Raw genomic sequence first — 8082 nt, 5'->3', positions numbered from 1 at the left:
AGTATTCATTAGAAAACCTCCTGTTTTGTAGTTTGGCGACCACAAAGTTCAGGAGGTTTTCGCTTTTTTAGTCAGACCAAAAATTCGGGATGACTCATGTTTGTCAATGTAGGAGGTTACTGCTGATTCTGGCTGACTTGGCTTACAGTGTAGGTATAAATATCCTTCATGGTAAGGCCTTGGTTGGTAGCCCGATTGCGTTCCATAACCTGATTGTCCTCATTCAAGACATACCCATAAGACCAATCAAAACCGATTGTATTAGTAGGGATAAAGCGGGTTTGGTAACGCCGGGGAAGGTGCGTGCGGAGTTTGCCAAAGATGGGGAGAAACTCATCAATATAAGATAGATTCCAGGGGTTTAGCGACAGATTATCGGACACTAAACCGGGCCAAAGCTGGCCATCAGGGCCTGTCGAATGCAAACTGCCTGCGTAGGGGCCGACTTTATCATACATGAACGTTGTCTCAAAGTTTTGCTCGCCAACCGTTTTTATCAGGTCACCATCCCCATTATAGGTCAAAACAAGTTTATCAGTTCCATCTTCTTTAATGGTCACCAATTTACCAGCTCCATTGTAGTGATAAGTTAGTACTGGCTCGTAGCTACTAGGCTGTCCGTTACTATTGAAATTGAGATAGCTGGCCTCGTAACACCGACCACTGCCCGTCAATTTATACGTCCATATGGATTGTTTCTTAAAAGTACCGTTGTTCTGCTTTTGAGAAATGGTGGCTGTAATGGTATTGTTGCCGTAGCTATAGTCGAAGCGTTGGGAGGCACCTCGGAGTACGGTCGCTAACTGGCCTCCCTCCCGGGGGTATTGAAAAATGATTTGGCTGGTATTTCCATTTGAATCCGATCCGTCTATTTTCTTTACCTGATACTGCTTGCGACCCAGGACCTGGCTAGTCGTAACGGCCAAGTCACGATCGATTGGTTTGGCCGCCGGTGTCAGGGGCTCCACGAGTTGGTTTTTTTCACACGAAAGGAGGCCTGTTGCAGCACTCAGACTAAGAAAAGCCATCGAAAAGGATTTGATTAATTTGTTCACTGTTGTTGTTGTTTTTGGTTATACTTATTTGAACGCAACAAAGGTATGGCCGTCAAAAATGCCTGACTACGCCTAATCAACAGCAGGCAGAAATGGGGAAATAGGTAGCCGAAAGAAACCGTTAAATGTCGCCTAGACAGGGAACGATGCTCATCAACCGCATCAAGTCCAACTGCTGGAAAAGACCGATAAGGCCAGGAAGAGCACCTTCTATAACCTATTGATGAGCCGTTTGCTGTTGCGAAACACAAAACTGGACTAAACGCGTTGGGTGGTTTTAGGTATGTGCTTTGTCAGTCAAGTAAGCCTTACGGGTAATTTGGCGATGCCTACACCGAGTTAATCTACGAAATGAAGTCTGGTCATAGGTTTAATAGGCTCTTTATAGTCCACCGTTTATGCCATACTAAGGTGAATACGAACAGGTGAGTAGAGGCTTTTTAAAATGTAGAAGGAGATAGCTAGTCATCGTGACGTAAGGTATATAATCCTACTTTTATCATTCCTCTCTGTTACCGATCCACCGTATACAGGAATCAGTGGCCTATGGGCGTTTGACGCCTAACACAAATCCGCTTCGCTTAGCTACCACTATCCGTAAGCGAGCGCCAAAAGCAATAACCAGTTGGTGGAAAACGAATCCTACAACTCGGCTTTTTACTCGACTTATGGACTGGAAATCACCCGTTATTGATTTTCGGTTTTAAGGATCGCTGTTGTTGACGTATTTGCTGACCAGTTGCCGGTTCGACTAGACTCCCTTCATTCATTTAGTTACGAATTAGTGGTAACTCTTTTTTACAATCAGTCCATGAAAAGCCTATTAATAATAAGTTTACTTTGTGAGTGTGTCGTATCATTTGCGCAAACGAAGCAGCCGCTTTGGTCAGAAAAAGAGCGCCTATATCTAGTAGACGGATTACAAACGTCACAGCACGATTTTTCTAATGAGCTTAAAGGCTTAACGGAGAAACAAATCCATTTCAAGCCCGACAGCACAACATGGTCCATCGCGGAGGTCGCCGAACATCTAGCCATTTATGATGAATTATTATACTGGGATTTACTAAATAATCAATATACCCCTGAACTGCCAGAATGGGTGGAGAAGGTAAAGGGTGTTGATTCGGTTATGCTTGCTTACACCAACGACCCGGCACTGTTGAAGGCACCCTTTGTTGCCCATCCGTTAGGTCGCTTTACCAGAAAGGAAGACCTGGTAGCCTATTTTAATCGCTTCCGAACTGAAGTCATAAGCTTAGTTAAAGAAACCAAAGCGGATTTTCGATTGCATTTTATTTTTCGCTCTGAAGATGCTGGTGTCTGGCGTGTTAGAGATCTGCACCAGTATACCCTGCTTTGGATTGCGCATACCCAACGGCATACCAACCAGATAAAACGAATAAAGGCTTATGCCACCTACCCGAACTAAAACGACTGGTAAAGCTGGTATAGCCCTGGACACAGTGTGAAACCAAAAGCCAGGTGACTTCCCTTCATCTGGCTTTCTTTTTACCCTCCTGCAAAATTCTTATACCTCCGTTGTATTCTGATAAAAATACAAGTTTTAGGGCGCTTTTTATCAGGATAAGTTAATTAGTAACTTCTACCACTTATCGGCAGTTTTAAGTGGTAGAAGTTACTAAATCTACGCTTAGCCAGTTTTTCCTTGCGGGCTAGTTCGCTTACCCCTCATCTTTGTAAAACATTGACAAACAACCAAGAACATGAACCGGACGCCGACGGTCCGCCGTTGCGGTGCGAACTAAATTAATGCACATTAACCGCCCGGCTCGGTCCCGTATTATAGAAATAGGTGGTCCTTTAGTAGGCTTTCGTGGTCGGACGATCTATCGGATGCGAGCTCGCTAATTGAGCTTTTCCCGAAGCGGTAAGCTCCCCAGTGTGGGAGCTTTTTTTATGCGTAAAGGAGCCTTTATTGAGAAAGTCTTAGCTGATATTAATTGATTTAGTGAGCCATTAGTAAGGCGAGTCTAAGCAAGAAAGTAAGGTTAAGTTGGCCTTATTAATTGCTCCCTGTTATCGACTCACCTCAATAACCATCTTTCCTACAGGTAATAATACTCGATCCTTCGTTTGGCTAAAAGCCATGCCTAGTTCGCTCTTATTCTTACTTACGGATATGGGCTTGATGGCTTTCCCATTAATAATGAAAGTGATGGGTTTAGTGGTGTCAACCAATTCTGGATAGACATAGAAACTGAATTCTCTAACACAGGATGTTTTCACAGTAACAGTATCATCCCGAATACTCGCTTCGATAACACCTGTTTTATGCGGGTTGAAATCTAGTTTTGTTCGATTATCCCTGGCCATCAGGTCAGGATTGTAGGCACCTACCCAAGCCGCTGGCCGAGCCGTTGTATCGAGCTGAGTAATGGCAATCCAGTCATAACGACCATTTTGGATGTTATCGGTTTCCCACCGGATGGTGGGAGAGAATGGATTCCGCACCTTGGCAAATAGGCTATCATAGATAAAGCTTACCCGGTTCGCCTGATTAATAGGCAGTCCATGGTCGCCATCTAGGGCGTAGTTCGTCCAATTCGCGCCTATGCTTCGAGCATACTGGTAAATGCTGTCTACTTTACTGAGTTTAAAAATGTGATCATTTTTCGCACTGATACCGTAAAAGGTACGATTGTTGGAGAGGTTTCGTAGGGAGGTATTGGTAATATAAGACTGAGGAAAATAGGTAAAGGCTAAAAACGAAGCAAAGGGTGTCGGTTGATTAATGGCGAAATAGAAGGCACCTTCCCCTCCGTTTGAATGGCCTGTTAAGAAGACCCGATTATCATCAATATTGTAAAGCGACTTCAGAAAAGCGATCTCGTTTACGATTGCCTGGAAAGCCAATGGATGGTACAACCAGTGAATATCTTTGCGGGCAAAGGGGTACAGGATAAAGGAGCCTTCCGCCAACGCGTGTTTGAAGATAGGGGCTTCATTACTGGGCACATTTCCCCGGGTCATGAACTGAGGTCGTCCCCGAACGGCGCCTTGTAAGAAGACATACAAAGGTGTTTTTTGCCCAGGGCGGTATTGGCGGGGAATATGGACCAAAAAGGGGACGGTCAGCGTATCATTGACTTTGATTTGATATAACGTCCAGTGGCCAACCACCGGTGGGGTATCATAGGCATCATAGTTTTTTAAGCGCTGGTATACCTGATCGAAATTGCCTTCGTTAACTAGTTTCGTCAACCGCTGCTGATCCAGCAGCGCTGAGGTATTTAATCGTTTTGTCGTATCGATTATCCCCTGATAGTAGCGCTGGTTGGCCGCCTGGACGGAATCATATTTTGGTTTGATCAAAGCGATTGCTTTTTGCCAGGTCTGGGTGCTTGACACACAAGCCAGCAACGTACTGTCTTGGGTAAAGTCATAATACATCGAGTAGTGTAAATGCTTGTTCACCAACTCGTCAAAATAGGTTTTTGCTTTATTAACCTCATTGGTTTGACAGGCACTGATCGCCGCCCGGTAGTAGTTATAGTTGTTCTGATAGTCTTTGATACCCGTGGCAAAGAGTTTTTCCGTCCAGTACAGACTTTTAGCATAGTTCTTCTGAAGGTAACTGGCAAAAGCCCGGTCATTATAGGCAGCCGCGGAATCCGCTTGCCCATTAATGCCGTGGGTGATGGTGAGTACGAATAAGCTAATCAGGGATAGTTTCATGTCATGCCAAATGAACGTGTGGGCACAAATATGAGGAGTACGCATCAAGGTAAATTGTATTTTTTGGACAGTGCGACTAGGAATCGATCACGTTCATCAGTAACTGATTATTGGCCAGCCTACTGATGGTTTTAAGGAGCCTCTTTGGATTATGCCCCGTGAATTGGCGGTAGGTTTTGATGAAATAAGCCTGGTCATAGAAGTTACTCTCATAGCCCGTCTGGGTAAGGCTTTTGAAGTGTTCATGTACCACCTGATCTCGTAAGGAGTTGCGAAACCGGGCTATTTTGCGATAACTAGCCGGTGGTAAACCCATATTTTTGATGAACAATCGATGAAACGTTCTGACATTCAGGCTTACTTCATCAATGATGGCCCGAATGGTTGGTTCACTGTCGAAGTCGGTCAATCTAGTTAGGGCATAGGCAAGGATTTGTTCATGGGGTATGGGTTGATAGATTGCTAGCAGATAGGTTTCTAGAAACTGAATTCGTTGCTCCAGCTTATCAGTATTAAAAAAGGCCTGTATAAAGCCTTGATGGGCCGGATGCTGATCCCAATCGGTAAATACTTGGGAGGCTTTGGGCGTAATCTCAATCAAGGGCCTGGTGATAAACTGATTCAGTCCCAGTGGTTTAAAGACGATCGTGATCTTGTCTGAACTACCTTTTAATTTGACAAAAAGAGGCTGTTCATATCGGCCTTGGGCAATGAATAAGGGGTTAGCCTGTTGATGACTGGAGACGGTAATAGCTGCCTCCTCAATCTGGCAATAAGCGTGCTTATGAATATTGAGGGACTGTAGGGTGTTGGGAAACACATAATACTGACTCACAAAGTCGGGGGAATCGGTACGCAGGAAGTAATAATACTGGATGTATTGCTTGAGTAGTGGCTGAGAGGGGTAGAAATGGTCAATGTTGGTGATGTGCTGCATAAACCAGTTAGGTGTTATGCCAAAGATGCATCAACAAACAAAGTGTTGCAGGTTCAACGACTTTGAGATCAAATACCCCCATTTCCTGAAGCAAATATATTAACGCGCCCACGTCTTATTTTGAGGAGCATTTTAGGAGATTAATGAAATATAAAGATTCAAGTAGAAGCATTCAGTAGATACACTTATTTAGGCAATGTAGCGCAGTAGTAAACCAATCACAGCGGCTCCACCAATGAGGCTTAGTTCAGGTAGCTTTTTAAAGCGGTAGAGCAGCCATACAGTGGCCAGGGCGATTACGATGGCAGGCACATCAATCAATTGCCGACGCGCCAGCACAACCACCGCCCCGGCAATGGCTCCGACAGCCGCAACGGTGATACCATCCACGAATGCTTTGACACCCGGATGCTTTCCCCAGCGTTTGAAGTAGGGCGCAGGGAGAACCGTTAACAGGTAACAGGGCAGGAATGTGGCTAAGGCTGCGATGCAAGCACCTGGAAAGCCCGCCACCAGGTAGCCGATAAAAGCTACCGTAATGACGACCGGGCCGGGTGTAATCATAGCTACCGCCACGGCGTCCAAAAACTGTTGCTCGTTCAACCAGCCGTATTCTTTGACCACACCACCGTACAAAAATGGAACGATGGCCAGCCCGCTCCCAAAGACAAAGGTTCCCGCTTTGGCAAAGAAGATAGCCAGCTTCCACAGGATCGAGTCCGTGGGGAAATCTTGAAGGGGGGGCAGAAAAAAGGCGATACTATTTCCCTCACCGGGCCGGATCAAGTGAGGGGGTGCTTTTACCAGCCAGTAAATGGCCCCCGATAATAAAACCAACCACAGCAGTTCCGATTCAGTAACTGCGGTGGCCATGGCAGACACAGCAAATAAGGCCCAACCCAGCTGATCTTTTCCGACGGTTTTGGTCGTCAGTTTGTAGGTGCCAATAGTGATGATGCCGATCACGGCGGCTCCAATGCCGTAGAAGATGGCTTGCATCCAAGGCAAGCCCCCGAACTGCTGATAAGCCCAGCCCAACGCCACCACCATGACAAAGGAAGGCAGGACGAAGGCTAGGCCCACGAGCGTAGCGCCCCAGATACCATAATGCACATAGCCCAGATAGATGGCCAATTGTGCGGCCAAAGGACCAGGGGCCAATTGCGCCAACGCCATCCCTTCCCGGTAATCGTCTTCACTAATCCATTGCCGTGCCATCACCAGATCGCGGTGCATGGCACTGACCAGGGCGGGCGGGCCACCAAAGCCCAGCGTGCCCAAACGGGCGAAATACCGCACCAGATCAGTCAATGAGTAAGAAGCGTCTCGTTTCATGGGTGGGAGATTTTGTCAAAACTAGTGTTTCATACTGCCAGCTTTCCCCAACTGGTCGAGTGCTGCCCGGAAGCCTTTGGCCAATTCCGAAGCCGGGCCACGGCCATAATAATGCAGAAAAACGGTGCGCGGCTGTTCGCCCAACAGGTGATGATGGATGGCCACGACCTCGACTTTATGGTTTCGCAGGGCACTCACGACGTTGTTCACTTCGCCTTCCAGCATGGCGATATCCCCCGCGATATGGGCGGCATCTTGCTTACCAGCAAAGGAAGCCCAAGAGTTGAGGCCAATGGCGGCTGTCATCTCGGCTCCCATGGCGACAATTTGCACATCCTCCCGCCCAACGGTGTATTTGTAAGTGGGGCCGTTGACGACACCCTTGTAATTGACCAGCGCATCGAGCGCGGGCAGATCGAACAGCTCTTTGCCCGTTTGGGAAGCGCCGGTGGCTGCTGGGGTTGCCTTGTTGCCCGACTGTGCCGTTGCGGGCGCGGGTGGTTGGGGTTGATTGGCCGGAAACAGCTTCGTATTGCCGATGGCCGTGGCATATTTTTTGGCCAGATCCGCTGTGGTGCCCATGCCATGCAGGTGCATATAAAAGATGCGCGGTTGTTCGTAGAAAAAGTGATTATGAATGGCCCCCACCTCCAGGCCAGCCGCATGGGTGGCATCAATCAACGGATTCACTTCGTCTTCAAGCAACACTGTATCGCTCATCATGACGGTTTGTTTGCCATCCAATGTTTTCTTGAAGGATACCCAGCCGCCGAAACCGAACGGAATCGGCACCGGCTCAGGAACGCCTGCCGCGCCCTTGATCGTCACGTTCAGATCATTGCGGGGCAACGGCACCGTGTAGGTGGCTTGGGCTTCATTGTAAGTTCCCTTTTTTCCCAGGGCACTGGCAATAGCGTCCTGGTCGTCCACTGGCAAAGCGGGCGTTTTTAGGCTGGATTCGCTCTGACTCAATGGTCCCCCACAGAGAGGAATGGCACTCATTGCCGTTGCGGTTTGTAAGAAATTTCGTCTTTTCATCGAGTAACCGAAACCGTT

The 8082-nt window shown here is 47.3% G+C and carries 6 protein-coding genes; 1 reads left to right on the top strand and 5 read right to left on the bottom strand.

Annotated features, from left to right (window positions below):
* Positions 1-116: 116 nt before the first annotated feature.
* Positions 117-1055 carry a hypothetical protein gene (locus ACYVE4_RS22180; protein WP_461042437.1) on the bottom strand — a complete coding sequence of 313 codons (939 nt, stop codon included), beginning with the start codon at positions 1053-1055 and terminating at the stop codon, positions 117-119.
* An 811-nt stretch (positions 1056-1866) separates the two neighbouring features.
* Between ACYVE4_RS22180 and ACYVE4_RS22175 the strand changes: the two genes are divergently transcribed.
* The gene (locus tag ACYVE4_RS22175; protein WP_461042436.1) at positions 1867-2487 is read left to right on the top strand and encodes a DinB family protein; all 621 of its coding nucleotides are present in this window, start codon (positions 1867-1869) and stop codon (positions 2485-2487) included.
* 608 nt (positions 2488-3095) lie between these two features.
* Here ACYVE4_RS22175 and ACYVE4_RS22170 read toward each other — a convergent pair.
* From ACYVE4_RS22170 to ACYVE4_RS22155, 4 genes are all read right to left on the bottom strand, one after another.
* Positions 3096-4754: a hypothetical protein gene (locus ACYVE4_RS22170; protein WP_461042435.1), complete on the bottom strand. Its 1659-nt coding sequence runs from the start codon at positions 4752-4754 to the stop codon at positions 3096-3098.
* Positions 4755-4830: 76 nt separating this feature from the next.
* Entirely contained in the window at positions 4831-5691 is an 861-nt protein-coding gene (locus ACYVE4_RS22165; protein WP_461042434.1) for a helix-turn-helix domain-containing protein, read from the bottom strand.
* A 189-nt stretch (positions 5692-5880) separates the two neighbouring features.
* A complete protein-coding gene (locus ACYVE4_RS22160; RefSeq protein ID WP_461042433.1) occupies positions 5881-7026 on the bottom strand; it encodes a chromate transporter in 1146 nt (381 codons plus the stop codon).
* 21 nt (positions 7027-7047) lie between these two features.
* On the bottom strand, positions 7048-8064 hold the full coding sequence (locus ACYVE4_RS22155; protein WP_461042432.1) for a DUF1259 domain-containing protein: 1017 nt from the start codon (positions 8062-8064) through the stop codon (positions 7048-7050).
* Positions 8065-8082 lie beyond the last annotated feature (18 nt).

Source organism: Spirosoma harenae (assembly GCF_054776975.1).
The sequence above is the reverse complement of the archived record's forward strand: the minus strand, read 5'-3'. Positions and strand labels throughout refer to the sequence as shown.